The sequence below is a fragment of the Allohoeflea poritis genome (genome assembly GCF_027889715.1).
Taxonomy (GTDB): Bacteria; Pseudomonadota; Alphaproteobacteria; order Rhizobiales; family Rhizobiaceae; genus Hoeflea_A; species Hoeflea_A poritis.
Genome location: NZ_JAPJZH010000018.1, coordinates 47950 through 74655, shown reverse-complemented (window position 1 = coordinate 74655; position 26706 = coordinate 47950). Strand labels below are relative to the sequence as shown.

Here is a 26706-nt window from a genome sequence, read left to right as displayed (position 1 = left end):
CCGGAGGAATATAGGCAGCGGTGGGGAAAATCACGCGATTTTCCCTTATAAACCCATCGATGGCGCTGATAGGTCGGCGACTACTTCTTGAGCAGGTCGCGGATTTCCGTCAGCAACTGGACATCGGCGGGCGGTGCTGCCGGCGCGGCGGGCTTTTCCTCTTCCTTGCGGCGCAGATTGTTCACCGCCTTGATCATGAGAAAGATGATCCAGGCGAGGATCAGGAAGTTGAGCGCAACCGTGATGAAATTGCCATAGGCCAGGACAGCCCCCTGCTCGCGCGCCGCATCGAGCGTCGATGCCGTCACGGCACTGGAAAGCGGGATGAAGTAGTCCGAAAAATCGAAACCGCCGAATAGGGCGCCGACGATGGGCATGATGACGTCATCGGTCAGCGATTTGACGATCAGGCCGAACGCCCCGCCTATTATGACGCCGACCGCGAGGTCCATGACATTGCCCTTTGCAATGAACTCCTGAAATTCCTTCAACATAGAGGCCCCCTTTATTTCAGTTTCGATTCGTTACTTGCATCCATGCGAGATTATACTTTTTCCCGCTTGAATAAACACGGTTGTATTTGCGACGACTGATCCCGCGCAATCGAAGGTTCGAAACAAGGCGAAACCTGCCGTGTCAGGCATACCACTTTGTCCGCATTTGCTTGCTGGACCTTTGTGTTTATGCTTGCCGGCAGTCCGATCGTTTTGAAAGGAATGGGATTTTCATGTTGGCGGGCTGGGTGATCGTAACCGCGGCGTTGCTTTACCTGCTGCTCCTGTTCGCGATCGCAAGCTATGGCGACCGCAGAACGGCGGCGCAGCGCGGAACGGCCACAACCGGACGGCCGCTGATCTACGCGCTCAGCCTTGCCGTCTACTGCACCTCATGGACCTATTTCGGCGGCGTCGGCCTCGCCGCCCAGCGCGGATACGAGTTTCTCGCCATCTATTTCGGGCCGATCCTGATGTTCACCATCGGCATGCCGGTGCTTCGCCGCATCGTCAATCTGGCGAAGGCCGAGAAGCTGACATCGATCGCCGACTTCATAGCCGCGCGCTATGGCAAGAACCCGACCGTCGCGGGCATTGTCGCGGCGATCGCCGTTGTCGGAACGATCCCCTACATCGCGCTGCAGCTCAAGGCCGTCGCGTCATCGGTGACCATCATCATCACCGCCACGCCTTTCGAGGCCCAGCCGGAATCGTTCCTCCTGACCGACATGGCATTGGTCGTGACGCTCCTTCTCGCCGGCTTTTCGGTCATTTTCGGCACGCGGCACACGGACGCGACGGAGCACCAGAACGGCCTGATCCTGGCCGTTGCGATGGAATCCGTGGTCAAGCTGATCGCATTCACCGCCGTCGGCCTCTTCGCCACTTTCGTCCTGTTCGACGGACCCGGACATTTGCTGGAGCAGGCGCGGCAGAGCGAGGCCGCCATGGCCGCCCTCAGCTACGACACCTCGACCTCACGCTGGATCGTCCTGACCATGTTGTCGGCCGTCGCCATCGTCGTCCTGCCGCGGCAGTTTCATGTCACCGTTGTGGAAAACCGCACCGAAAGCGAGCTGAAGACCGCAGGTTACCTTTTCCCGATTTACCTGATCGCCATCAATCTCTTCGTCATACCGATTGCCCTTGCCGGCGTGCTGACCCTGCAGGGAACGGGCACCGGCGACCAGTACGTGCTGCTGCTGCCGCTTGCCAACGATATCTCCTGGCTTTCGCTTGCCACCTTCATCGGCGGGTTTTCGGCGGCGACCGCGATGGTGATCGTTGCCTCCGTGGCCGTCGCGATCATGATTTCGAACGATATCGTGATGCCGGTCCTGCTGCGGCAGAACATCATCCGGCGCAGTACTGACCTCGGCGACTTCACCGGTATCATCCTGAAGATCCGCCGCACCGCGATCTTCTGCATTCTGCTTCTGGGCTATGCCTATTACCGCTCCGCCAACATCGATGCCGGCCTTGCCTCGATCGGCCTTTTGTCCTTTGCGGCAATGGCGCAGTTCGCGCCGGCGCTGTTCGGCGGCCTGATCTGGAAGGGCGCCAACGCGCGCGGCGCGATCGTCGGTCTTTGCGGCGGCATGCTGGTCTGGGCCTATCTCCTGTTCGTTCCGAGCCTTGGCGGCCCGGACAATTCGCACGTTGCTGCCGCGGTCCTCGATTTCCTGCTGCCCGGAACCGATGTCTTCTCCGGCGATGGCGCGGACCCGTTCGTCAACAGTGTGCTGCTCAGCCTTCTGGTGAACATGGCGCTGTTCGTCACCGGCTCGCTGAGCCGGCCGGCCCGGCCGCTGGAGCGCATGCAGGCCGGCGTTTTCATTCCGCAGCGGTCCATGATCCGCCCGACCCGCAACGAGTGGCAATCGGGAATCACCGTCAAGCAGCTCAAACAGGCGATCACCAAATATCTCGGCGCGGAGCGGACGGAACGCTCGTTCCATACCTACGAGACGACACGCGGCCGCTGGCTGGAGCCGAGCGCGCCGGCGGACATGGACCTGGTGCGCTATGCGGAACAGTTGCTCGGCAGCGCCATCGGCTCCGCATCGGCCCGGCTCGTCCTTTCGCTGCTCTTTCAGAAGGAGGACGACACATCCTCCGACACGGCCCGGCTGCTGGACGAAGCGTCAGAGGCCTTGCAGTACAACCGCGACCTTCTGCAGAGCGCGCTCGGGCAGATGGACCAGGGGATCACGGTCTTTGACCGCAACAACCGTCTGAGCGTGTGGAACCGGCGCTTCCGCTCGCTGCTCGACCTGCCCGAATCGGTCGGCCAGGTCGGCGTCGCGCTTGAGGACATCGTGCAGATGCTGGCCGACCGCGGCGATATCCGCAAAGACCAGGTCAAGGGAATCATCGACAGCTTCCTGACCATGGACGTCTCCTGGACGGTCAAGCTTGTCGACTCCGGCCGGATTATCGAAATCCGCTCCAATCCCATGCCCGATTCCGGCGTGGTCACGACCTATGCCGACATCACGGAACGCGTGGCTTCGGCAAAGGCGCTCGAACAGGCGAACGAGACGCTGGAGCAGCGCGTCGCGGAGCGAACCGCCGAGCTGGTGCGCGTCAATGGCGAACTGGCACAGACACAGGCACGGGCCGAGGAAGCCAATATCGGCAAGACACGTTTTTTGGCCGCCGCCGGACACGATATTCTCCAGCCGCTGAACGCCGCACGACTTTATTCTTCGTCACTGGTCGAGCGTCTCGGGCAATCGGAAAACCAGGAGCTGGTCACGAATATCGATTCGTCACTGGAATCGGTCGAATCCATTCTCGGCGCCGTACTCGACATATCGCGGCTCGACACCGGTGCCATGAAGCCGCAGATCTCGAGTTTTCCGCTCAATGATGTGCTGCGGCGGATCGAGACCGATTTCTCGCCACTGGCCGCGGAATGCGATCTCGATCTGCGGGTCGTTCCGACATCGGCGTTCGTACGCAGCGATCCGAACCTGTTGCGGCGCCTGATCCAGAACCTCGTTTCGAACGCGATCAAATACACGCAAAGCGGCGGCGTCCTCGTCGGTGTGCGGCACAGCGGGGAGAACGTGTTCGTTCAGGTGATCGACACCGGCATCGGCATACCGCGATCGAGTTTCGACATCGTTTTCCGGGAATTCACGCGGCTGGACGAGGGGGCGAAGACGGCATCCGGCCTGGGTCTCGGCCTGTCGATCGTCGACCGGATCGCACGCGTTTTGGGACATCGCGTTCACCTGGCGTCCAATCCGGGCAAGGGAACCGATTTCCGGGTGGAAATCCCGGTCGAGACCAATGTCAGGCAGGTTCAGGCGACCGATGCCCGGCCCAGCCGGCCCACCGCGCCGACCTCGCTCGACGGGCTGCGTGTCCTGTGCATCGACAACGAGCCGAAGATCGTCGAGGGACTGCGGCTGCTTCTCGAGGGCTGGAACTGCCGTGTTGCAACGGCGGCCAGTCTGGAAGACCTTGGCGCGCTGCTGGGCGATCAGGCGGCACCGCCCGATGCGGTCATCGCGGATTACCACCTGGATGACGGCAACGGCATAGAGGCGATCACGCGCATAAGGGCACATTGGAACGTGGATATTCCGGCCGTGTTGGCGACCGCCGACAGGACGCTCGACGTGCGCAACAGGGCGGAAGAACGGTCCATTGCGATCTTCAACAAGCCGCTAAGGCCCGCCGCGCTGCGGGCGTTCCTCAATCAGATTGCGGCGGCAAGAAAGTCAGCAGCGGAGTAGAGCGTATCTGGTCGGTCACACCGTGATCAGTGCACGGTGCCGGACTCGCGATCGAGTGCCTCGGTGCCGATTTTCGAAAGCTGGATAACGGCCTGGGTCCGGCTGTCGACGGAGAGCTTTTGCAGAACGGCCGATACGTGCGCCTTGATCGTTGCCTCCGAAACACCGAGCTCATAGGCGATCTGCTTGTTCAGCAGACCTTCCGCAAGCATGCCGAGAACCCGGCTCTGCTGGGGCGTCAGTGTCTGCAGGCGCTTGATCAGTTCGGCGACCTCGGGATCCTGCTCGAGGCCGAGTTCGAAACCGCCCGGCGTCCATATCTCGCCGGCCAGAACGGCGGCGATACCGTCGCGGATTTCATCGATACTGGCGGATTTGGAGATAAATCCTGATGCACCGAGATCGAGTGCGCGCCGCACCGTGGCCTGATCATCGGACGCCGATACCACGACCACGGGAAGGCTGACATACTCTGCCCGCAGGGCGATCAGCCCGGACAGGCCGCTGACGCCGGGCATGGTCAGGTCGAGAAGCAGGAGATCGGCTTCCGGATGCTCCTTTGCGGCATTGCGCGCCGCGCCGAAATCGCCGGCTTCAACGATCTCCAACCCGTCCTCGATGCCTGAAAGGGCCTGCCTCATGGCACCGCGAAACAATGGATGGTCATCTGCAATTATAAATGTCTTGCTCAACTCGATCGCCCCCTCCCAGAGGCCGCCGCACCTGAAAGAGATCGATTCCTCCCGCCCAATCAGTCCGGCTCGCTCGTCTGCATCGCTCGTCGCTCTGCAGAAGCCAATGCTACCGGGCTTGGCTGCCAAGGCAAAGAGATTTCTTCACCGGAGGTTTTTGTTCGACGCGATAAACCGGAGCAGACCGACGTCAGGAAGCCTGGTGCACCAGGAAAGGCTGGGGGTAAGCCAGTTCAGGAACACCGCATTCGCTGCAGACCTTCACATTGGAGCAAAGCAGCGCAGCTTTCTTGAGCGCCAGGCGGCCATTCGGATATTCACCGAGATAAAGCCGGTGATAGCGGTCGGGCAAATGGACACAGCCCTCGGCGTGAATTTCATATACGCCATTTGTCTGATTTTCGCTGAGATAGTAGCTTGGCAACAGGATCCTCCAGGTGCTGACCGGACATCGTCCTGCCAACACGTTTCGAGTTACACCGCCCTGATTCGATATATCGGGATGGTCCTACGCTCATTCAATGGTCTGCGTCCACCAACCAGAAACATAGTTTGCCGGCAATGCAACTAAGGTTTACGGCGTCAGGTCCTGTCCGGGGCATCCGTGCCGGGAATTCGACCGGAATTGTCCTTCTCGATATCCTCCATAACGCCCAGAAAACGGCGCATGAGCTTTTCCATGACCCCGAAGGTGCGGTCGATTTCCTCATCGGTCGGAAACCTGCTTTCCGGTCCGCCGGGCCGTTCCGCAAGCGTTTGCTCCAGCACCGCGATGCGCTCTTCCAGAAGATCGATTTCCTCTTCGAGGGCCCGCCGTTCATCGGCTGCCATGCGACAAACGATCTGGCCCTCCACGTCGGAACAGACGGAAATTTCCCCCGTATGGGAATCGAGCCGCACAAACCCGTCGCCGGAGGGCTCGATCACGAAGCGGTTCTCCTGCGCGGCTGCCGGCGCGCCTGCAAGCAGCAGCGCCAGGCACGCCGGGTAAAAAGGCTTGATCCGAAAAAACTGGTTCATATCCGCATGCCCCCGGTGATAATTTCGATCCGACGGTGTAGTTAGCTCATGATCGTGCCAGAAATGCGATGCGCGAGGCTGTAGACAATGGCGGAAATCATTTACAAGATCGTGCCGCGCACCCTTTGGCGGCAGGCGCTGGAGAACGGCCGTTTCGACGGTGCGCCGATCGACCTCCAGGACGGCTATATTCACTTTTCGACGGCCCGCCAGGTGGCGGATACGGCCGCGCTGCACTTTGCCGGACAGGACGACCTGCTGCTGGTCGCCGTCGACAGCGCCGATCTCGGTGCAGCCCTGAAATACGAACCATCTCGCGGCGGCGACCTGTTTCCGCATCTTTACGGCCCGCTGCCGGTTGATCTGGCGCGCTGGGCCCTGCCGATGCCGCTGGGCGACGACGGCATGCACCAACTGCCCGATCTGGACCGGTGACACATCCGTTGTACAGGCTGGCACGGCACGCCTTGTTCGCGCTCGACCCGGAAACCGCCCACCGGCTTTCCATCAAGGCACTGAAATCAGGCGCCCTGCCACCTCAGACGGCCGATGCCGACCCGGGCCTTGCAGTGGACGCTGCCGGTTTGCGCTTCAAGAACCCGATCGGAATCGCAGCCGGTTTCGACAAGAATGCCGAAGTGGCCAACGAGGTGCTGCGGCTGGGCTTCGGATTTACGGAAATCGGATCGGTGACGCCGCTGCCGCAAGCGGGCAACCCGCAGCCGCGAATCTTCCGGCTGCCGGCGGATCGCGCCGTCATCAACCGGCTCGGCTTCAACAATGAGGGGCATGCGGCGGCACTGCGCAGGCTGCGCGGCTCGACCGGACCGCGGCCGGGACCGATCGGCGTCAATGTGGGCGCGAACAAGGATTCCGAGGACCGCATCGGCGACTATGCGCTTGGCATAACCGTTTTTTACGATGTCGCCGACTACTTCACGGTCAACGTCTCGTCTCCCAACACGCCCGGCCTGCGCGACCTGCAGGCACGGGAAAACCTGATGCTGCTGATCAGCGCGGTGCAGGAAGCGCGGTCGGCGCGACAGTCTGCGGGTGCGGAGCACAAGCCGATCTTCGTCAAGATCGCGCCTGACCTGAATGAAGAGGACCTTCGGAACATCGCATCGGTTGCACGCGAAACCGGGCTCGACGGTCTCATCGTGTCCAACACGACGCTGTCGCGCGACGGGCTGCGGGCCGGCAGACATACCGGACAGTCCGGCGGTCTATCGGGACGCCCGCTTTTCGAACGGTCGACCATCGTTCTTGCGAAACTGCGCGCGCTTGTCGGCCCGCAGATGACCCTGATCGGCCTGGGCGGCGTCGACTCGGCGCAAACGGCTCTGGAAAAAATCCGGGCCGGCGCCGATCTGGTGCAGCTCTATACCGGTTTCGTCTATGAGGGGCCTGGTATCGTCCCCGCCATACTGTCGGGACTGTCCCGGGCGGTGTCGCGTGAAGGCATAGGGTCAATCGCCGATCTGCGCGACAGCCACCTGGATGCATGGGCGGAAAGGTCGATCCCGCAATAGTGCTGTTGTCTCAGTGGAGGGTCCTGCGGCTTTCGCCGAGCATTTGCGCAACATCGGCAACCGTGCTCGAACTCTTCAGCCGTTCGACTTCAATGCGGCACCCGGTCCTTTCCTCAATGACCATGAGCAGCGTCAATTGAACGATGCTGTCCCAATCGGGGAGCTGGCACAGTGCGCAGTGGCAATCGATCCGCTCCGCCGGCATCAGCAGGATATCGGCAATCACTTGTCTTACGACCGAGACGCTGTTTTCCATCGACCTGTTCCCGCTGCAAACAATGCGACCTTGCGGCCCGGATTGCGAACCGCCATGGGACCAAGTTCTATCGGTCCCGCGTTGGATAATTCACTCAGCTTCGCGCCCCTTATAAGGCCGAAACCTGTAAATTTAATTTGCAGCAATCAATTTTTCACAGATTTCGAGATGTTTTGTCAACAGGTGTATAATTAGGCCCTCGCGACCGGATTTCGTTCCACGTTTGGATTGAGCGGCCTATCCCCTTGATCAGACCGGGATTATTCGACACTTGGCGCGTGATCCGAGGCCACCAAGGCCTGGAGCAATTCTGAAGCTACCAGCGCGCCCGCCCGGACCCGCGACCAAACACCGCGTTCGCACGGGTTCCCAGCATGGCGTAGAGCGTGACGCCGCGCGTTCCGAGAAACGCCAGCAGCGCAAGCCACAAACCGTGATTGCCGATTACCGGCACCAGCACCCAGGTCAGGACGACAAAAAGCGCGAGCGACACAAGCATCATGTTGCGCATGTCAGCCGACCAGGTCGCGCCGATGAAGACACCGTCCATTTCGAAGGCGAGCACGCCGACAAGGGCCGTCAGCGCCGCCCAGTGCAGGAATTGGCGGGCCTGCCCACGCACCTCCTCGGAAGTCGTCAGAAAATCGATGACGGCCGCGCCGAAAACGAGAAAGAACAGGGTCGTCGCCGCCGCAAGGCAGAAGCCCCAGACAAGCGTCAGACGTACCGAGCGGTCGAACGCCGGTCGGTAATTGGCACCCACTGCGCGGCCGGCCAACTGTTCGGCCGCGGTGGCAAATCCGTCAAGATAATAGCCGGCGACCATGAAGAAATTCATCAGGACGGCATTTGCAGCGAGGGTCACCGGACCGAATTGCGCGCCCTGCCTGACAAACAGCGCAAAGGCGGCAAGCAATGCGAATGATCGGATCATGATGTCCCGGTTGAGCGACATGAGCCGCGTGATCGCGGCCCGGTCGAGCACGCGTTGCCAGGTCGGCCGAGCGGTGCGGTCGAACCGCGCATAGACAAAGGCAAAGCCGGCAAGAGCGCCCACGGCTTCGCCCGTCACAGTGGCCCAGGCTACTCCCTCGATGCCCCAGCCGAGACCCAGCCCCAGCCAAATGGACAGGATGATATTGATGCCGTTGATCAGCGTCTGCAAGAGCAGCCCGGCAATCGCTTCGCCGCGGCCGAGCACATATCCGAGGATGGCGTAATTGGCGAGGCTCGCCGGCGCGGAAACCATCCTGATCGTTATATAGGTCTCGGTTGCCTGGCGCACCGCCTCGCCCGGCGCCATCGCCCGGACACCGATCCACACGATCAAGGGCGAAATCAGCAGCAATGCGGCTCCGCTCGCAAGGCCGATCATCAGGGAACGCCAGAAGACGGCCTGTTCCTCGCCCGGATCGTTCCTGCCGAAGGCCTGCGCCACCAGGCCGGTGGTGGAGGCGCGCAGGAAGTTGAATGTCGTGAAGACGAGGTCGAAAATAACCGCCCCGACCGCCAGGCCGCCAAGCAGCGCCGGATCGCCCAGCCGACCGACAACGGCGGTATCGACCAGACCGAGCAACGGCGTCGTCAGGTAAGCGAGCGTCATCGGCACGGCGATGGACAGGACCAGCCGGTTGCTGACGTCAAAGGGCCGCTGTTGCGGCCCGGCCCCTTCCGGTTCCGGGGTCCGATCCATGATCACAACCAGATTTTGCTGGGCACGCCCGACCACGGATGGAAGCCGGCGGCATCTTACGACCGAGCCCGCGGCGGACTATCGCCGGAAACTCAATATGCGCAATACCAGAAAAACGGGCACGACGACAACCGCGCCGAGCAGCAGGTAATCACCGAAACGCCCCAATGCGGCAAAGCCCAGTTCCCACACATTGACGACGAAATCGCGCACCGCGTAGATCACGTCGATCGGATACCAGTTGAAGGCGCTCATCACCGCACCGACGATGAACGAGATCACGACCAGCTTGACCAGTGTCCGGCCGAGCGAATCTCCCAGAAACCGGTTCAGTCTTTCCGACATGCGCCATCACTCCGTTTCGATTGTGCCATAGGTAATCGCAATCGGCGGCTGCTTCAACCGCGACGGCGGTGTCCGACGATACCGTTTTGCGCAAGCCGGACATGGGTTAACGTCGGCCTGTGAACAATGATTCTGCGGATATCGGCGAGAACGCGGGCTCTTCGCTGCCGGAGCCTTTTTCAGGCTGGTTCTCGGGGCGCGGCTGGGAGCCGCGGCCGCATCAGCTGGCGCTCCTTCAAAAGGCGCAATCCGGCCTGTCTTCGCTGCTGATCGCACCGACGGGCGCCGGCAAGACACTGGCCGGCTTCCTGCCGTCGTTGATCGACATCACGCTGAAGGAGGAAAAACGCCGCCCGGGGGCCGCGCGCTCGTCGGCACGGCGCGGGATACACACGCTCTATGTCTCGCCGCTCAAGGCGCTGGCGATCGATATCGAGCGCAACCTTGCCAATCCCGTGGCGGATATGGCGCTTCCCGTGCGCATCGAGACACGAACCGGCGATACGCCTTCCTCAAAGCGGCAGCGCCAGAAACGCGATCCGCCGGACATCCTCCTGACGACGCCGGAACAGATCGCCCTTCTGATCGCCAGCCGGGAGGCCGGGCTTCTTTTCGGCGACCTGAAATTCGTCATCTTCGACGAGTTGCACTCGCTGGTCACCTCCAAACGCGGGCATCTGCTTTCCCTCGGCCTTGCCCGGTTGCGGCGCCACAGCCCCGGGCTTCGCACCATCGGACTTTCGGCCACGGTGGCCGAACCCGAGGCACTGCAGGCCTGGCTCATGCCGCAGGTGGCGCAGGATGCGCCGGTGCTTGCCGAGCGCATCGTCATCGCTGGTGGCGCCAAGCCGGAAATCACGATCCTGCGTACCGACGAGCGGGTCCCGTGGTCCGGCCATTCGGCGCGCTACGCGATGGCGGACGTCTATCAGGCCATCCGCGAGCACCAGACGACCCTGCTCTTCGTCAATACGCGCAGCCAAGCCGAACTCCTGTTCAGGGAGCTGTGGCGCATCAATGAGGACGACCTGCCCATCGCACTGCATCACGGCTCGCTCGATGCCAGCCAGCGGCGCAAGGTCGAGGCTGCAATGGCCGGAAACAAGCTGCGCGCCGTCGTCGCGACGTCGACACTCGATCTGGGCATCGACTGGGGCGATGTCGACCTTGTGGTGCATGTCGGCGCGCCGAAGGGCGCCAGCCGGCTTGCACAGCGCATCGGGCGTTCCAATCACCGCATGGACGAGCCGAGCCGCGCCATCCTGGTGCCGGCGAACCGATTCGAGGTGATGGAGTGCCAGGCGGCGCTCGATGCCAATTATCTCGGCGCCCAGGATACGCCGCCGGTCGGAGACGGCACCTATGACGTATTGGCCCAGCACATTCTGGGCATGGCATGCGCCGAACCGTTCACGGCCGATGCGCTTTTCACGGAGGTGACGACCGCCGAGCCCTACCGGTCGCTCGGACGCGACCAGTTCGACCGCGTGCTGGATTTCGTGGCGACCGGCGGTTACGCGCTGAAGACTTACGATCGCTATGCCCGCATCCGCGTGACGAAAGACGGCACATGGCGCGTCAGCAATCCGCGCATCGCCCAGCAGTACCGGCTCAATATCGGCACGATCATCGAAGCGCCTGAGCTGAAGATCCGTCTGACGAAACACAGCGGGCGCGGCGTCAATGTGCGCGGCGGGCCGGTGCTCGGCAAGATCGAGGAATCCTTCGTCGAGATGATGTCGCCCGGCGATACGTTCCTGTTCGCCGGCAGGGTGCTGCGTTTCGAGGGCATCCGCGAAAACGAGTGCATCGTGTCGAAGGGCGGCACCGGCAGCCCGAAGATCCCTGCCTATGCGGGCGGCAAGTTTCCGCTGTCCACCTATCTCGCCGACCAGGTCCGCTCGATGCTGGCCGATCCCGGCAGCTGGCAGGCGCTGCCCGACCAGGTGCGCGAGTGGCTGGAGATCCAGCGACGGAAATCGGTCCTTCCAAAGCAGGGCGAGCTGCTGATCGAGACATTCCCGAACGCCGACCGTTTCTACATGATGATGTATCCCTTCGAGGGACGGCTGGCGCACCAGACCCTCGGTATGCTGCTGACACGCCGGCTGGAACGGGCGCGGGCAAGGCCGCTCGGCTTCGTTGCCACGGACTACGCGATGTCGGTCTGGGGCCTTCGCGACATGGGCCTGATGATCGAACGCGGCGAACTCTCGCTGGCCGAGCTGTTCGATGAGGACATGCTGGGCGACGACCTGGAGGCGTGGCTGGCTGAATCCTGGATGCTCAAGCGCACATTCCGCAATTGCGCGATGATTGCGGGTCTCATCGAGCGCCGCTATCCGGGTCAGGAGAAGACCGGCCGGCAGATCACCGTTTCCGCCGATCTTATCTATGACGTACTGCGCAGCCACGAACCCGATCACATCCTGTTGCAGGCAACGCGCACCGATGCGGCGGCCGGCCTGCTGGATATTCGCCGGCTTGCGGATATGCTGTCACGAATCAAGGGCCGAATCATCTTGAACCGGCTGGACCAGATCTCACCGCTTGCCGTTCCCGTCATGCTGGAAATCGGCAAGGAACCCGTGTCCGGCGAAGCGCATGATGATATCCTGGCCGAAGCGGCGGACGAGATCATTGCCGAGGCAATGGGTTAGATACGAGGGCATGACGAGGAATGAACAGGGCCAGCGCCGCACAGGCAGTGATCGCCGACGACATGATCAGCACCGCGGAAATCGACATCAATGGCACGGCGGCAATATGCGACCCGATCGGCGCGCTCTATCTGCCGGACAGCCGGACGCTCGTGGTATCGGACCTGCATCTGGAGACCGGGGCGGCCTATGCGCGGCGCGGCATGCTGCTGCCGCCCTACGATACGGGCCTGACGCTGAAACTGCTCCAGGTCGCGCTCGACCGCTACCGGCCAGCCTGCGTTGTCAGTCTGGGTGACAGTTTTCACGACCGCCATGGCGCCGGCGCACTGCCCGGGGAAAGCCTGGCGCAGATCGGCTCCATGATGCGCGGCCGCGACTGGTACTGGATCGCCGGCAACCACGACCCGGACCATCCGGCCGGCCTAGCGGGGGACTGCGTGAACGCGCTGCTGTTCGACGGTCTTTGCTTCCGGCACGAGCCGCTTGGGGGAACGGCGGACACGGCCGGCGAGGTCGCCGGTCACCTGCATCCGGCGGCGCGCGTGGTGCGGCGCGGCAAGGGCGTTCGCAGGCCGTGTTTCGCCAGCGACGGGCTGCGCCTCATCATGCCCGCCTTCGGCGTGACGACGGGCGGGCTCAATCTGCGCAATGCCGCATTTCAGGGGCTCTTCCACAAGAGCCAGCTGACCGCCCATCTGCTCGGCCGCGAACGGATATACTCGGTGCCGTTCGACAGGTTGATCGCCTGATCGGCCGAAAACCTAATCCCGCCTGAAGATCAGGCTGCCGAGCCAGCCGGTCAGCATGGCCAGCAGAACCGCAAGCACGCCGTAGACGAACGAATGGTTCTGCGCCAGTTCGAATATGAACTGTTCGATACCGGTCTTGACCACGCGGAGACGGAGCTGACGCTCCATGACGAATTCATTGTTCTTGAAAAGGAAAGCGCGCAGCCGGTGCTCGCCAACCGGGATGTTCGCCGGCAGGCGCAGTGTCGCCCGGAAAAGGCTGGAGCTGACGAATTCGACACCGAGCGGTTCGCTCTGGTAGATGCCGTCTTCTTCCCGCAACCGCAGGAGCGCATCCCGGAATTCCGGTACGCGCGATCCGTCGCCGACATTGCCGAGCGGTGTCAGGTGGATGTGCCTCACGCCGATGGCCTTGCCGCTGAGCTCGATCTCCTTTGTGATCCGGTCAATGGGCAGCGTGCTCGACAGGGAATAGGATGCCGGCGCCGGCGCGAAGCGCATCGAATAGCGATTGATCCAGATGCCGAAGACCCGTTCCTTGCGACGCACCACCGTTTCCTTCGCGGGGCCTTCAAGCGCCACGATGATATCGTAGCGGCCGAGCTGCAGCAGGAGGTCGTCGGCATTGTCCAGCGCGCCGAACACGGTGAGGTCAGCGCCGGCGAAATCCGACGTAATGGCGATCTCGTCGGTGGAGATGCCGATCTCCAGTCGTTCATCCTGCGCGGCGGCCCCGGCGGCGGTCAGCAACCAGACGAGCGCCAGGGCCACAAGGCGTATGCGGACCGGCCAGCGCATCAATATCCGACCCCGGTGGTCGCGATCGAGTAGAATTCGTCGGGTGTCGCGATCAAATCGTAGGCAAGCCGCACCCCAACGGCCAGGACGATGATCGCCAGCAGGGCACGCAACTGTTCGCCACGCAATTGCTGGCCGACCCGCACGCCGTATTGGGCTCCGATCACGCCCGCGATCATCAGCAGGCCGGCGAGAAAAATATCGACCGACTGGTTGGTGGTGGCCTGTACGATGGTGGTGAACGCGGTCACGAAAATGATCTGAAACAACGATGTGCCGATAACCACATTTGTCGGGATGCGCAGCAGGTAGATCATCGCCGGGACCATGATGAAGCCGCCGCCGACACCCATGATGGATGTCAGAACGCCGATGCCGAAGCCGAGAACGATGACCGGAATGACGCTGAGATAGATCTTGGAACGCTTGAAGCGCATCTTGAACGGGAGGCGGTGGACCCAGTTATGCTGCCCGGGTTTGCGCAGGGAAACCGGCTTGTTCGCGGCCGCCCGGCGCAAGGCGTTGATGCTTTCGATCAGCATCAGGCCGCCGACGACACTGAGGAATGTGACGTAAAAGAGCGAGATGATCAGGTCCAGCTGACCGAGCTGTCTTAAAAGCGTGAACAGGTATATGCCGACGGAGGCGCCTGCCAGACCTCCTGCAAGTAAAGTAAGCCCGAGCTTGACGTCCAGCGTGCCGCGCCTGAAATGCGACAGCGCACCGGAAAAGGACGATGCAACAACCTGGTTGGCGCCGGTCGCAACGGCGACGGGCGGCGGGATATTGTAGAAGATCAGCAGCGGTGTGATGAGAAAGCCGCCGCCCACACCGAACATGCCCGAAAGAAATCCGACAGCCGCGCCCATCCCCAGGATAATGAAGGCATTGACTGACAATTCTGCTATGGGCAGATAGATGCTCATGTCGGGCCGAAGCGGCTATTCCCAAAAGATAAAAGACCGGATGCAGCGGGCATCCACGACTGTCATGCGCCTTATGTTCTGCTAAGTCAATCGCTCTGATTGGGGCCAGAAACGCGCGGTCATGGAGCCAGATTCAGCCGGCTTACGGTTCGCCTGAAAAGGTAGAACGGAAGCGGCCGCCGGGTCCAGTGAACCGGCGGCCGCAATGCTGTTTTGGTTAAGACGGAAAAGCCTAATTGTTGCGTTCGATCAATTGCTTTACGAGCGCATCGTCGACTTCACCGGTGGGCTCCAGCCCGACCGATTCCTGGAACGACTTGATGGCGCTGACGGTGCGGGCGCCCATGATGCCGTCAACGCCGCCCGTATCGAAACCGTTCTTGGTCAGGATCGCCTGGATATTCTTGACCGCCTTGGTCATGTCGACGGAAGCCGTGCGGGTCTCGGCGCCGCGCCATTCGGGCGGAATGCGCGCCGTGTTGGCCGCTTCGATGAGCGGTGCGGGCTTCCAGAGTTCAACCTTGGCCCGCGCGCTTTCGAGCTGCTCGGGGCGCAACGCGTTGGCAACCTCGTCGCGCTTCTTGGCCGCATCCTTGTCTCCGGATTTGGCCGCGATGGCGAACCATTTGTAGGTCTCTTCGAGGTCCTGGGAAACGCCGCTGCCACGCGCGTGCAGGATTGCGAGATTGAACTGGCTGTCCTTTACGCCAAGATCGGCCGCTTTGGTGAACCATTTGCCGGCCGCATCATAGTCGGCGGCGCCGCCAGGTCCCATCGCGTGCAGCACCGCAAGATTGTGCATGGCGCTGGCATTGCCCTGCTCGGCGGCCTTCACATACCAGGTCATGGCCTTTTCGACATCGCGGTTCAGCCCGGAGCCTTTCTCATAGAAGTTGGCCAGACGGTACTGCGCCGGCGCAAACCCAAGATCCGCGGAACGCTGATACCACTTGGCCGCCTCACCGAGATCGGTCGCGACGCCACGGCCTTCCGTGTAGCGCGCCCCGATCTCGAACAATGCAAGGCTGTCGCCACTGGCAGCGGCCTCGCGCAGTGCAAGCGGCCCGACCGTTTCCGGCGGCAATTCGATGTCCATCGCCGGCGCTGCCGGCTCCGCCGGAATCGCGGCTACTTCCTCAACGGGTGCCGGCTCGGCGGGCTGGAAGCTCGAACTCGGCTGGACCTGGTTGTCTGCGGAAAGCGTCTGTGCCGGCGCGGCATCGTTGTTGGATGCAACGACAGGCGCGACAACCTCCTCGACCTGCCGTTCGATCACCTCGACCTTCGGCAGTTCCGGTTCCACGACAGGCGCCGGTTCGGTTACCGGCGGCGTTGCGGGCTCGACAACGGCCGGCTGTTCGACGGACGCCGTCTCCACGGGTTTCTGCTCGCCGCCGATGAAGCCGGACAGCAGAGGATAGGAGATGACCGCCAGCAACACGGCGCCGGCGGCCAGCAGGATCGGCTTGCGGCTCCGGCTCACCGTCTCAACCAGGGCAGAGCGGCCTTTCTTGTCCTCGTCCACACTTTCCATCTCCGCCACTTCGCTGGCGGCTGCCTGGGCGGCGCGGCGGGCGGCCGCTATGAAATCGGCCTTGCCGTTGCCCGATTGTTCGGATTCTGCCGAATAGGCGTGATCCTGATCGGCCATGTTCTGCGCATGACGGACCTTGGCCATGATCTTCTTGATGTCCGGGGCGCCTGAACCCGGCTCGAGCGGCATATTGGCCGTTTCCGGATCGATATCGCCGACCGGATCGATGGACGGCGCCGGATCGACATTTTGAAGCGCATTGTCCCGCGACTCAGAAACGTCCGTCTGACGGGTACTGCCGGCAAAGCGCTTCTTTAAGCCGGACAGCAGCGACTTTCCCGCGGGGACATCGTCCTCCCGCGGCATGTCGTCATCATCCTGGGAGACAATCGGAGCGGGGTCATCGGGATGAACCATGGCCTCGGGCGGGTAGACTGCGGACGCCGTCGCGGCCGGTTCCAGCTCGAATGCGTCCCGCTCGTCGGTGCCGTAGTCGATCGGCTCATGCGACGTGGGTGAATAGCTCGACGATTGCATTTCGTGCGAACCGAACTCCATGGACTGCCGGTCGGCATCGCGGTAGTCGGCCAGTCCCCGGCCCTCGTCCGCGAAATCGTCGTCCCGTGTCAGGGCCGGCGCCGGAGCAGCCGTGGTTTCCTCGAGCTTCTCCAGCCGTTCGGCAATCTTGAGAAGCGTGTCATGCACCGCGTCGATGGTGCGCGTGCTGCGCTCCTCGCTCCTGCGGCTGAGGTCCTCCAGTGAGCGCAGATCGCTGACAAGGGACTCGACCGCGGCCATGTCGGCCGGCGGCGCACCGTTTTGCTGGAAGGACGCGACGGCCGTTTCCGCCGCCTGCCGAGCGGCTTCGATCACCAGATCCTGGCTGTCCGCCCTGCTGGCCGACAAATGGTCCTCGATAGCGGCAAGACGCGGCTCAAGCACCGCGGCGGACTCACCGTTCGGATCGGGATTGTTCAGAAGGCTCGACAGTCCCGCCACCTGATCTTCCAGGTTGCGGATGGCATCGTCGCTGACATAATTCGGCGATTGCGACTCATCGAGACGCGCCGCCAGGTCGGCCAACCGCATCTCGATGGGCGTGAAATCCACAACCGTTTCACGGGCCGCACTCTGCTCGACGCGGTCGGCGAGTTCCTCGAGACGGCCATAGAGCTGGTCCTGGTTGCCGTTCGTCGCCGTCAGGTCGGTATTGATGTTGTCGATACGCAGCGACAATTCGTTGAGCTGGTGGGCGATCTGGGCATTGACGCTCTCAAGATCGATCGTGTCGACCTTGCGCGACAATTCGTCGATCTGCGCAATCAGATGCGGATCGGTGCTCGAAAACTGCTGAACCAGGGTGTGGGTCAGCGTGTCGAGCCGCTCGGCCACGGCGCTGATCGCTTCCTCATGGGCCAGGTCCTCGACCCTGCGGGTCAATGACTCGAGGCGTTGCGAAAGTTCATTGTGCGCTTCGCTCTGGCGCCCGATCTGGGTCTGGTTGGACTGACCGATCTGGCCGATACGGTCGACCAGGGCATCCATGCGGCTTTCCAGCCGTTCGATCGCCTCGTGGTCCACCGACGAGGCCTGGGCGTTCTGGGTGGCGACAATGGCACGGCTGATCTCGTCGAGCCTTTCGTCGAGCAGCGCGAACTGGCGCGCGACTTCCGGGTCGGACGCCGCCGGCTGCCTCGACATGGCATCGATGGCTCCGACCAGCATCTTGATCTTGTCTTCCAGCGCGTGGAGCGGCAAGGCCGACGGAAGCTGGCCGATGGAGGATTTGATATCGTCGAGGCGGTAGGAGAGCGTGATCAGTTCCTCGCGCACCGCCGCCGGATCGAGATCCGAGATCCGCTCTTCAAAACCGTCCCAACGGTTTTCGAGCCTGCGCATGCTTTCCTCGCGCGCGAGTTCGTTTACGAGGGAGCGCAGCTCATCGAGTTCGCGGTGCAGTTCGCCGCCCTGATGGCCTGCGCGCGCGGCTTCCAATGCTTCAAGCTGACCGGCCAGATGCGCAAGGTCGTTGCGGATTTCGCCCGGCATGGCCGCCGATCCGGTCATGGTTTTGATTTCGTCGACATCGCGCCGCATATCGTCGCGCATCGCGGCAAGCGCTTCGGCAATATCGCGCATGGCGTTGCTGGTTTCGGGCGAGGCCGCCTTGGCTGCCCTGCGCGCGCGGCTGGTGCTGCCGGCCGGAACCGCCTGCTGCGGGACCGCTTCATGGTATGCCGGCTCCCGCTGGGTGAGTTCCCGCTGAGGAAGGGTGTTTTGCGGAGGCCGGCGCAGTTGCTCGGCCATTTGCTGGTGGATTTCCGCCTCCGGCGCGCGTTGCTGGCCCTGCGGCCGCGCCGGCTGCTGCCGGTTCCGATTGTTGAGCGCATCGATACGCGCTTCCAGATCGGCAATCGACTGGTTCAGGACGTCAACGGAAGAGTTTTGCCGGGAGTTCTGCCAGTTTCTCGGAGGTCTTGAGCTGTTCATCATTTTATCCGTGTCGAATTAAGAACGGTAAGTTCCAACCTCTGGCCGCATGCGGCTTCTCTACCGGGCAATCAGACAGAAAAGCCGATGCGATTGGTAATCCGTCTGTGACGAGGAACTGGTGAATCGGGATTTACCGCCGCTATGCGAACATTCACGAAACGTGGTAAACAACCCGTTAACCTAGGTTACTTTTTGGCAAATTTCTTAACCGGCCGGCAATCGACCGGTTTTCGTCAGTAGCGGCGTCACCGCAGCCAAAACCACTTGCGAAATGCGAAAACATGCCACCAAAGCGCTCAATTTCGCGTGAATCGTAAGGGAAACCGATTGTAAAATTTTGACGTTTACGCAAACGTCAATTAATTGTATAGGACGTCAACCAACCTCCCGACACCTCGGACCAAATAAGAGAGCCCCAATGCCAAGCTATCAGGCCCCGGTCAAAGACACGCTGTTCATCCTCAACGACGTGCTCGGTTACGAGCGATACAACAACCTTCCAGGCTTTTCCGACGCGACGCCCGATGTCGTCGAAGCCATCTTGCAGGAAGGCTCGAAGTTCGCGGAAGAGGTCCTTCTGCCGCTCAACCAGGTCGGCGACCAGGAAGGTTGCGTGCGCCATGACGACGGCACGGTGACGACCCCCAAGGGCTTCAAGGAGGCGTTCGACATCTACCGCGAGGGCGGCTGGATGGGCCTATCAGCCGACCCGGAATATGGCGGCCAGGGACTTCCGCTGGTGCTGCATACCGCCATCGGCGAATATCTTTCGGCGGCCAATATGGCGCTGATGATGTATCCGGGCCTCACCCAGGGAGCGATTGCCGCGATCTCCGAACATGGCAGCGACGAGCAGAAAGCCAAATGGCTGCCGAAGATGATCGAGGGTTCGTGGACCGGCACCATGAACCTGACCGAGCCGCATTGCGGCACCGATCTCGGCCTGCTGCGCACCAAGGCGGTGCCGCAGGGCGACGGCAGCTACAAGATTTCCGGGCAGAAGATCTTCATCTCCGCCGGCGATCACGACATGTCGGACAACATCATTCATCTGGTGCTTGCACGCATCGAGGGCGCGCCCGAAGGCGTCAAGGGCATTTCCCTGTTCATCGTTCCCAAGCTGAGGGTCGATGAGGCCGGCAATGTCACCGACCCGAACGGCGTGTCCTGCGGATCCATCGAGGAAAAGATGGGCATCCACGGCAATGCCACCTGTGTCATGAACTATGACGATGCGACCGGTTACCTCATCGGCGAGGAGAACCGCGGCCTCAACGCGATGTTCGTGATGATGAACGAAGCGCGCCTCGGCGTCGGCCTGCAGGGCCTGTGCCAGTCCGAGATCGCCAGTCAGAATGCCGCCAATTATGCGCGCGAGCGTATCCAGGGCCGGTCGCTGACCGGCGCGAAGGAACCGGAAAAGAAGGCCGATCCCATCATCGTGCATCCGGATGTGCGGCGCACCCTGATGAACAACCGCGCCTTCAACGAGGCGAGCCGCGCCCTCGTCTTGTGGACTGCGCTGCAGGCCGATCTCAAGCACCGATCCGATACGGAAGAAGACCGTCAGGCGGCTGACGACGTGCTTGGCCTGATGACCCCGATCCTCAAGGGCGTGCTGACGGATCGCGGCTTCGACAATGCGGTCGCCGCCCAGCAGATGTTTGGCGGCCACGGCTATATCGAGGAATGGGGCATGAGCCAGTATGTGCGCGATGCCCGTATCGCCATGATCTATGAGGGCGCCAACGGCATCCAGGCACTCGATCTGGTCGGCCGTAAACTGGGCGCCAACAATGGCCGCGCCGTGATGGCTTTCTTCAAGGAAGTCGGCGATTTCTGCGAGGAGAACCGCAGCGACGAGAACATGGCGCCCTTCACCAAGGCGCTGAAGAAGGGGCTCAACGATCTGCAGGGCTCCACCATGTGGTTCATGCAGAACGGCATGTCCAATCCGGACAATGCCGGCGCCGGCTCGACCGACTACATGCATCTGTTCGGCGTGGTTGCCCTTGGCTACATGTGGGCGCAGATGGCCAAGGTCGCGCAGGACAAGCTGGCGAACGGTGCCGGCGATGATGCCGACTACCTGCAGAACAAGCTGACGACCGCGCGTTTCTTCTTCGAGCGGATCATGCCGGAGACGGCCCTGCGCAAGCAGCGCATCGAAGCCGGTTCGGAATCGACGATGGCGCTTGACGCCGCGGCATTTTGAAGCCTGCCGGGCTTGCAGCCCGGCACACCGGCACCACATTTGAATAGACGTGTCCGGCCCGCCCGGACATTCTCGCGGAGGAAAATGCATGCCCACCATGCCTGCCGGGGTTCTCGACGTTCCAAGACCCGAATGGATGAGCGACGATCTGTCGATGCTCCAGGACATGGCCAACCGTTTCATGGAAACGGAGATCGCGCCGCATTACGAGCGCTATGAGAAGGAAGAGATCGTCGAGCGCGAGGCCTGGGAAAAGGCCGGGTCGGCCGGGCTGCTCTGTGCTTCGGTGCCGGAAGAATATGGCGGTTCGGGCGGCAGCTACGCGCATGAGGCAATCATCACCGAGGCGATCGGCCATGCCGGCGTCGACGGTTTCGGCATCGCGCTGCACAACGCCATCGTCGTTCCCTACATCCTGCATCACGGATCGGAGGAACAGAAACGGCGCTGGCTTCCAAGGCTCGCCACCGGCGAACTCATCGGCGCCATCGCCATGACGGAACCGGGCGCCGGTTCCGACCTCCAGGGCGTCAAGACGACGGCCCGCAAGGACGGCAATCATTACCTCGTCAACGGCTCCAAGACGTTCATCACCAACGGTCAGAACGCCAATCTGATCATCGTCGTGACCAAGACCGATCCGACGGCCGGCGCCAAGGGCACGTCCCTGATGATTGTCGAGACCGACGAGGTCGAAGGTTTCGAACGCGGCCGCAATCTCGACAAGGTGGGCCTGAAGGCCAACGACACATCGGAGCTGTTCTTCAACGATGTGCGCATCCCGACGGCGAACCTGCTCGGACCGGAAGAGGGACAGGGCTTCATCCAGCTGATGACCGAATTGCCGCAGGAACGCCTGCTGATTGCCAACCAGGCGATCTCGATGATCGAACGGGCGCTGGCAATGACCATCGACTATGTGCGCGAGCGCAAGGCCTTCGGCAAAGCGGTCATCGAATTCCAGAACACCCAGTTCAAGCTGGCCGAACTGAAATCGGAAGCCACCATGGCGCGCGTCTTCGTCAATCACTGTGTCGAACAGCACCTGAAGGGCGAACTGACGCCGGCGACCGCCTCGATGGCGAAATACATGCTCACCGATCTGCAGTGCAAGCTGGTGGACGAATGCCTGCAACTGCATGGCGGCTATGGCTACATGAATGAATACCCGATCGCACGCATGTTCCGCGATGCGCGCGTGCAGCGCATTTACGGCGGAACGAACGAAATCATGAAACTGTTAATCGCACGGAGCCTTTGAGGAGAATTGAACAATGGCTGATGCCTTTATTTACGATCATGTGCGCACCCCGCGCGGGCGCGGCAAGAAGGACGGTAGCCTGCATGAGGTGCCTTCCGTGCGACTTGGCGCGAAAGTGCTGGAGGCCGTGCGCGACCGCAACGAACTCGACACTTCGCAACTGGACGACGTTGTGTTCGGCTGTGTCGATCCGGTCATGGAAGCCGGCGGCGACATCGCCCGCGCCTCGATCTTCGAGGCCGGCTACGCGACCGAAGCGCCCGGCATGCAGATCAACCGTTTCTGTGCTTCCGGCCTCGATGCCGTGAATATGGGCGCGGCCAAGATCGGCCAGGGCGCCGACGACATCGTGATCACCGGCGGCGTCGAATCCATGTCGCGCGTCGGCATCGGCATGTCCGGCGGCGCGTGGTTCATGGACCCGTCCGTCAACCTTCCGGCCTATTTCATGCCGCAGGGCGTCTCCGCCGACCTGATCGCCACGAAATACGGTTTCTCGCGCGACGAGGTCGACGCCTATTCGGTGGAAAGCCAGAAACGCGCCGCCCATGCCTGGGAAAAAGGCTATTTCAAGAACTCGGTCATTCCCGTCAAGGACCAGAACGGCCTGACCATCCTCGACCATGACGAGCACATGCGCCCCGGCACCGACATGCAGAGCCTGGCGTCGCTCAACGCCTCTTTCGAGATCATGGGCGAAATGGGCGGTTTCGACGCTGTCGCGGTACAGGCGCATCCGGATGTCGAGATGGTCAAGCATGTCCACCACGCCGGCAACTCGTCCGGCATTGTCGACGGCGCCGCGGCCATCCTGATGGGTTCCGAAGAAGGCGGCCGGAAGATGGGCCTGAAGCCGCGCGCGAAAATCCGGGCGTTCTCCAATATCGGCTCCGACCCGGCGCTGATGCTGACCGGTCCGGTGGATGTGACGCGCAAGCTGCTCGACCGCGCCGGCATGACACGCGACGATATCGATCTCTTCGAACTGAACGAGGCCTTTGCCTCCGTCGTCCTGCGCTACATGCAGGCGCTCGAAATTCCGCACGACAAGATCAACGTCAATGGCGGCGCCATCGCCATGGGCCATCCGCTGGGCGCGACCGGCGCGATGATCCTCGGCACGGTGCTCGACGAACTCGAACGGCGCGACCTCAACACGGCGCTCGTCACATTGTGCATCGGCGCCGGCATGGGCACGGCGACCATCATCGAGCGCGTTTGAAGACAGGGACTGACCAGATGAGCTACAAGAACTTCACGATCGAAACCGACTCGGACGGCATCGCCCTCATCACGTGGGACATGGCCGACAAGACCATGAACGTCTTCACCCTGGAGGTGCTGGACGAACTCGACGCCATCGTCGATCAGGTCACCAATGACGAGGCCGTCAAGGGCGCCGTCATCACCTCGGGCAAATCGACCTTCTCCGGCGGCGCGGACCTGACCATGATGAACTCGGTGTTCGAGCGCATCCAGGAAGAACGCGCCAAGGATCCGAGCGGCGTCTCAAAGGCGCTGTTTGACCAGGTCGGCCGCATGACGGGCCTGTTCCGCAAGCTGGAGACCTGCGGCAAGCCGTGGGTCTCGGCTATCAACGGCGTGTGCATGGGCGGTGCGTTCGAAATGTCGCTGGCCTGCCACGGACGCGTCGCCGCCGACGGCAAGGACGTCAAGATGGCGCTGCCGGAAGTCAAGGTCGGCATCTTCCCCGGTGCCGGCGGCACCCAGCGCGTTCCGCGCCTGACCAACCAGCAGGACGCGCTGATGATGATGACGACAGGTCAGAACCTGTCGCCGAAAAAGGCCAAGTCGCTGGGTCTGATCCACGAGATCGCCGAGCCGGACAAGCTGATCGAGACGGCCAAGCAGATGATCCGCGACGGGCTGAAGCCGGTTCAGCCCTGGGACGAGAAGGGCTTCAAACTGCCGGGCGGCGCCATCTGGAGCCCGCAGGGCGCACAGTTGTGGCCGGCTGTTTCGGCCAATCTGCGCAAGCAGTCCTATGCCAATTACCCGGCGGCGATCGCCATTATCAAATGCGTCTATGAGGGCCTGCAGGTGCCGTTCGACACCGGCCTTCGCATCGAGCAGCGCTACTTCACCGAAATCCTGCAAACGCCGGAAGCCTATGCCATGGTGCGCTCGCTGTTCGTCTCGCTGCAGGAGCTCAACAAGGGCGCGCGCCGCCCGGCCGGCATTGAAAAGACCAAGTTCTCCAAGATCGGCGTTGTCGGCGCCGGCTTCATGGGTGCGGGCATTGCCTTTGTGACCGCCAAGGCGGGCATTCCGGTCGTGCTGATCGACCGCGACCAGAACGCGGCCGACAAGGGCAAGGCTCACTCGCAGGACCTCGTTGCCGCCGCGGTCAAGAAGCGCCGGATGAGCGAGGAAGACGGCGAAGCGTTGCTGTCGCTGATCACGCCGACCACCGACTATGCCGCGCTCGACGGCGCCGACCTCGTGATCGAGGCAGTGTTCGAGGACCGGGGCATCAAGAAGACGGTGACCGAAGCAGCCGAAGCGGTGCTTGCGCCGGGGTCCGTGTTCGCCTCCAACACCTCGACCCTGCCGATCACCGGCCTTGCAGAGAATTCGCGGCGGCCGGACGATTTCGTCGGCATCCACTTTTTCTCGCCGGTCGACAAGATGATGCTGGTCGAGATCATTCTCGGCGAAAAAACCGGTGACAAGGCGCTTGCCGTGGCGCTGGATTACGTCCAGGCGATCAAGAAAACGCCGATCGTGGTCAACGATACGCGCGGCTTCTACGTCAATCGCTGCGTGATGCGCTACATGACCGAGGCCTACAGCATGCTGATCGAGGGCATTCCGCCGGCGATGATCGAGAACATCGCCAAGATGACGGGCATGCCGGTCGGACCGCTGGCGCTCAATGACGAAGTGGCGATCGACCTGTCGCAGAAGGTCAACCGCGCGACGATCGCCGATCTCGGCGAAGGCGCGGTCGATCCGCGCCACGTCGAGCTCATCGACACGATGGTCGACACGCATGGACGGCTCGGCCGCAAGAACGGCAAGGGCTTCTACGACTATCCGGCAAAACCGGCCAAGAAGCATCTCTGGCCCGAGCTGAAGGACCTTTACCCGCAGCAGGACCCGGACGATGTCAGCGTCGACGAGGTCAAGCGGCGCTTCCTGGCAACCATCGCGCTGGAAGCGGCGCGGACCATGGAAGAGGGTATCGTCACCGATCCGCGCGAGGCCGATATCGGCTCGATCCTCGGCTTCGGTTTCGCGCCCTATACCGGCGGGGCGCTGTCCTATATTGACGGGCTCGGCGTCAAGGCATTCGTCGACATGTGCGACGATCTCGCATCCCGGCACGGCGAACATTTCAAGCCGACACCGCTCTTGAAGGAGATGGCGGCGAATGGCGAGACCTTCTACGCGCGGTTCGGCGCGGGCGCGGGGATCGGCCAGGCGGCCTAGCTGCCCCGGCGACAAGCATCAAAGCGGGCTCCAAGGCCCGCTTTTTTTTGAGAAGATTCCCACTGCCGCCTTGCCGGAGACCGCCCGCGTGCTACTTCGGAGGCAAAGGGCGGGATCCGACGTATAATCCGGGGAGCAAGCATGGCTGTCATCGACTATTATTTCTACGGCGCTTCGCCTTTCACCTATCTCGGCCATGAAGCGCTCGGCGAGGCGGCACGACGGCAAGGCGCGCAGATCGCCTACAAGCCCGTCAACCTCTTCGCATTGTGGGAAGTATCGGGCGCCGTGCCGCCGGCAAAGCGCCCGCCGGTGCGCCAGCGCTACCGCCTCATAGAGATACAGCGGGTCGCCGACTATCGCGGCTTGCCGGTCAATACGAAACCGAAATTCTGGCCGGTCGACACGACACTCGCCGATCAGGCCGTCATCGCCCTGACGGAAGCCGGCAAGGATCCGTTCGATTATATGCGCAAGGTTCTTGCCGGCGTCTGGGCAGAGGATCGCGACCTTGCCGACCGGGGCGTCATTGCCGGCATCCTGACCGATTGCGGCTTTGACGCCGAGGCCATACTGGAGCGCGCGCAATCGGACGATATCGCCGCTATCTGGGCACGCAATTCCGAGGAAGCGGTCGCCGCCGATGCGGTGGGCGTGCCGGCCTATGTGCTCAATGGCGAGGTGTTCTGGGGCCAGGACCGCATCGAACTGCTGGAACATGCGTTGCAAACCGGGCGCGCGCCGTACACACCGTAGAGCAGGTCCGGCTTCAAATTAGCCTCAGCCTGGTCTAGAAATGGTTGAATCCGTTCGACTTGTTCGGTCAGTTCAACCGG

General features: G+C 62.2%; 20 protein-coding genes. 10 read left to right on the top strand and 10 right to left on the bottom strand.

Going from position 1 to position 26706, the window contains the following annotated elements:
• Positions 1–80: 80 nt before the first annotated feature.
• Complete coding sequence (mscL, locus tag OOZ53_RS22125; protein WP_271091918.1) at positions 81–494, bottom strand: large conductance mechanosensitive channel protein MscL; 414 nt, start codon at positions 492–494, stop codon at positions 81–83.
• Between the two features lie 233 nt (positions 495–727).
• Here mscL and OOZ53_RS22120 point away from each other — a divergent pair, with 233 nt between their 5' ends.
• Positions 728–4240, top strand: a complete 3513-nt coding sequence (locus OOZ53_RS22120) for a PAS domain-containing hybrid sensor histidine kinase/response regulator (protein ID WP_271091917.1) — start codon at positions 728–730, stop codon at positions 4238–4240.
• 26 nt (positions 4241–4266) lie between these two features.
• On the opposite strand, the gene OOZ53_RS22115 is transcribed toward OOZ53_RS22120, so the two are convergent.
• The 3 genes from OOZ53_RS22115 to OOZ53_RS22105 form a co-directional block, all read right to left on the bottom strand.
• Entirely contained in the window at positions 4267–4932 is a 666-nt protein-coding gene (locus tag OOZ53_RS22115) for a response regulator (RefSeq protein ID WP_425499215.1), read from the bottom strand.
• A 190-nt stretch (positions 4933–5122) separates the two neighbouring features.
• Positions 5123–5356: a hypothetical protein gene (locus tag OOZ53_RS22110; protein ID WP_271091916.1), complete on the bottom strand. Its 234-nt coding sequence runs from the start codon at positions 5354–5356 to the stop codon at positions 5123–5125.
• A 158-nt stretch (positions 5357–5514) separates the two neighbouring features.
• Positions 5515–5952, bottom strand: coding sequence for a hypothetical protein (locus OOZ53_RS22105; protein ID WP_271091915.1), 438 nt, complete (start codon positions 5950–5952; stop codon positions 5515–5517).
• A gap of 87 nt (positions 5953–6039) precedes the next feature.
• On the opposite strand from OOZ53_RS22105, the gene OOZ53_RS22100 reads away from it, so the two are divergent.
• Positions 6040–6387, top strand: a complete 348-nt coding sequence (locus OOZ53_RS22100; RefSeq protein WP_271091914.1) for a DUF952 domain-containing protein — start codon at positions 6040–6042, stop codon at positions 6385–6387.
• Positions 6384–7484, top strand: coding sequence for a quinone-dependent dihydroorotate dehydrogenase (locus OOZ53_RS22095; RefSeq protein WP_271091913.1), 1101 nt, complete (start codon positions 6384–6386; stop codon positions 7482–7484). The genes OOZ53_RS22100 and OOZ53_RS22095 overlap by 4 nt, the downstream gene beginning before the upstream one ends.
• A 10-nt stretch (positions 7485–7494) precedes the next feature.
• Here the strand turns inward: OOZ53_RS22095 and OOZ53_RS22090 are convergent, their stop codons facing one another.
• The 3 genes from OOZ53_RS22090 to OOZ53_RS22080 form a co-directional block, all read right to left on the bottom strand.
• Complete coding sequence (locus OOZ53_RS22090) at positions 7495–7740, bottom strand: acyl carrier protein (RefSeq protein ID WP_271091912.1); 246 nt, start codon at positions 7738–7740, stop codon at positions 7495–7497.
• 316 nt (positions 7741–8056) lie between these two features.
• Positions 8057–9439 (bottom strand): MATE family efflux transporter, encoded by a 1383-nt coding sequence (locus OOZ53_RS22085; RefSeq protein WP_425499216.1) that lies wholly within the window; start codon positions 9437–9439, stop codon positions 8057–8059.
• 72 nt (positions 9440–9511) lie between these two features.
• Positions 9512–9778 carry a DUF6460 domain-containing protein gene (locus OOZ53_RS22080; RefSeq protein WP_271091910.1) on the bottom strand — a complete coding sequence of 89 codons (267 nt, stop codon included), beginning with the start codon at positions 9776–9778 and terminating at the stop codon, positions 9512–9514.
• A gap of 119 nt (positions 9779–9897) precedes the next feature.
• Here OOZ53_RS22080 and OOZ53_RS22075 point away from each other — a divergent pair, with 119 nt between their 5' ends.
• Together OOZ53_RS22075 and pdeM are read left to right on the top strand one after the other, a co-directional pair.
• Positions 9898–12438: a ligase-associated DNA damage response DEXH box helicase gene (locus OOZ53_RS22075; protein ID WP_271091909.1), complete on the top strand. Its 2541-nt coding sequence runs from the start codon at positions 9898–9900 to the stop codon at positions 12436–12438.
• A gap of 20 nt (positions 12439–12458) precedes the next feature.
• Positions 12459–13190 (top strand): ligase-associated DNA damage response endonuclease PdeM, encoded by a 732-nt coding sequence (gene pdeM, locus OOZ53_RS22070; RefSeq protein WP_425499214.1) that lies wholly within the window; start codon positions 12459–12461, stop codon positions 13188–13190.
• A gap of 12 nt (positions 13191–13202) precedes the next feature.
• On the opposite strand, the gene OOZ53_RS22065 is transcribed toward pdeM, so the two are convergent.
• The 3 genes from OOZ53_RS22065 to OOZ53_RS22055 all read right to left on the bottom strand — a co-directional run bounded on the left by OOZ53_RS22065 (position 13203) and on the right by OOZ53_RS22055 (position 18938).
• Positions 13203–13988 carry a TIGR02186 family protein gene (locus OOZ53_RS22065; RefSeq protein ID WP_271091908.1) on the bottom strand — a complete coding sequence of 262 codons (786 nt, stop codon included), beginning with the start codon at positions 13986–13988 and terminating at the stop codon, positions 13203–13205.
• Positions 13988–14914 carry a sulfite exporter TauE/SafE family protein gene (locus tag OOZ53_RS22060; protein WP_271091907.1) on the bottom strand — a complete coding sequence of 309 codons (927 nt, stop codon included), beginning with the start codon at positions 14912–14914 and terminating at the stop codon, positions 13988–13990. The genes OOZ53_RS22065 and OOZ53_RS22060 overlap by 1 nt, the downstream gene beginning before the upstream one ends.
• Positions 14915–15146: 232 nt before the next feature.
• Positions 15147–18938: a peptidoglycan-binding protein gene (locus OOZ53_RS22055; protein ID WP_271091906.1), complete on the bottom strand. Its 3792-nt coding sequence runs from the start codon at positions 18936–18938 to the stop codon at positions 15147–15149.
• Positions 18939–19359: 421 nt separating this feature from the next.
• Here OOZ53_RS22055 and OOZ53_RS22050 point away from each other — a divergent pair, with 421 nt between their 5' ends.
• The 5 genes from OOZ53_RS22050 (at position 19360) to OOZ53_RS22030 (ending at position 26626) form a co-directional block, all read left to right on the top strand.
• A complete protein-coding gene (locus tag OOZ53_RS22050) occupies positions 19360–21156 on the top strand; it encodes an acyl-CoA dehydrogenase C-terminal domain-containing protein (RefSeq protein ID WP_271091905.1) in 1797 nt (598 codons plus the stop codon).
• An 88-nt stretch (positions 21157–21244) separates the two neighbouring features.
• Positions 21245–22417, top strand: a complete 1173-nt coding sequence (locus tag OOZ53_RS22045; RefSeq protein ID WP_271091904.1) for an acyl-CoA dehydrogenase family protein — start codon at positions 21245–21247, stop codon at positions 22415–22417.
• Between the two features lie 13 nt (positions 22418–22430).
• Positions 22431–23639 carry an acetyl-CoA C-acetyltransferase gene (locus OOZ53_RS22040; protein ID WP_271091903.1) on the top strand — a complete coding sequence of 403 codons (1209 nt, stop codon included), beginning with the start codon at positions 22431–22433 and terminating at the stop codon, positions 23637–23639.
• A gap of 17 nt (positions 23640–23656) precedes the next feature.
• A complete protein-coding gene (locus OOZ53_RS22035; protein WP_271091902.1) occupies positions 23657–25870 on the top strand; it encodes a 3-hydroxyacyl-CoA dehydrogenase NAD-binding domain-containing protein in 2214 nt (737 codons plus the stop codon).
• Between the two features lie 141 nt (positions 25871–26011).
• Positions 26012–26626, top strand: coding sequence for a 2-hydroxychromene-2-carboxylate isomerase (locus tag OOZ53_RS22030; RefSeq protein ID WP_271091901.1), 615 nt, complete (start codon positions 26012–26014; stop codon positions 26624–26626).
• Positions 26627–26706: the final 80 nt, after the last annotated feature.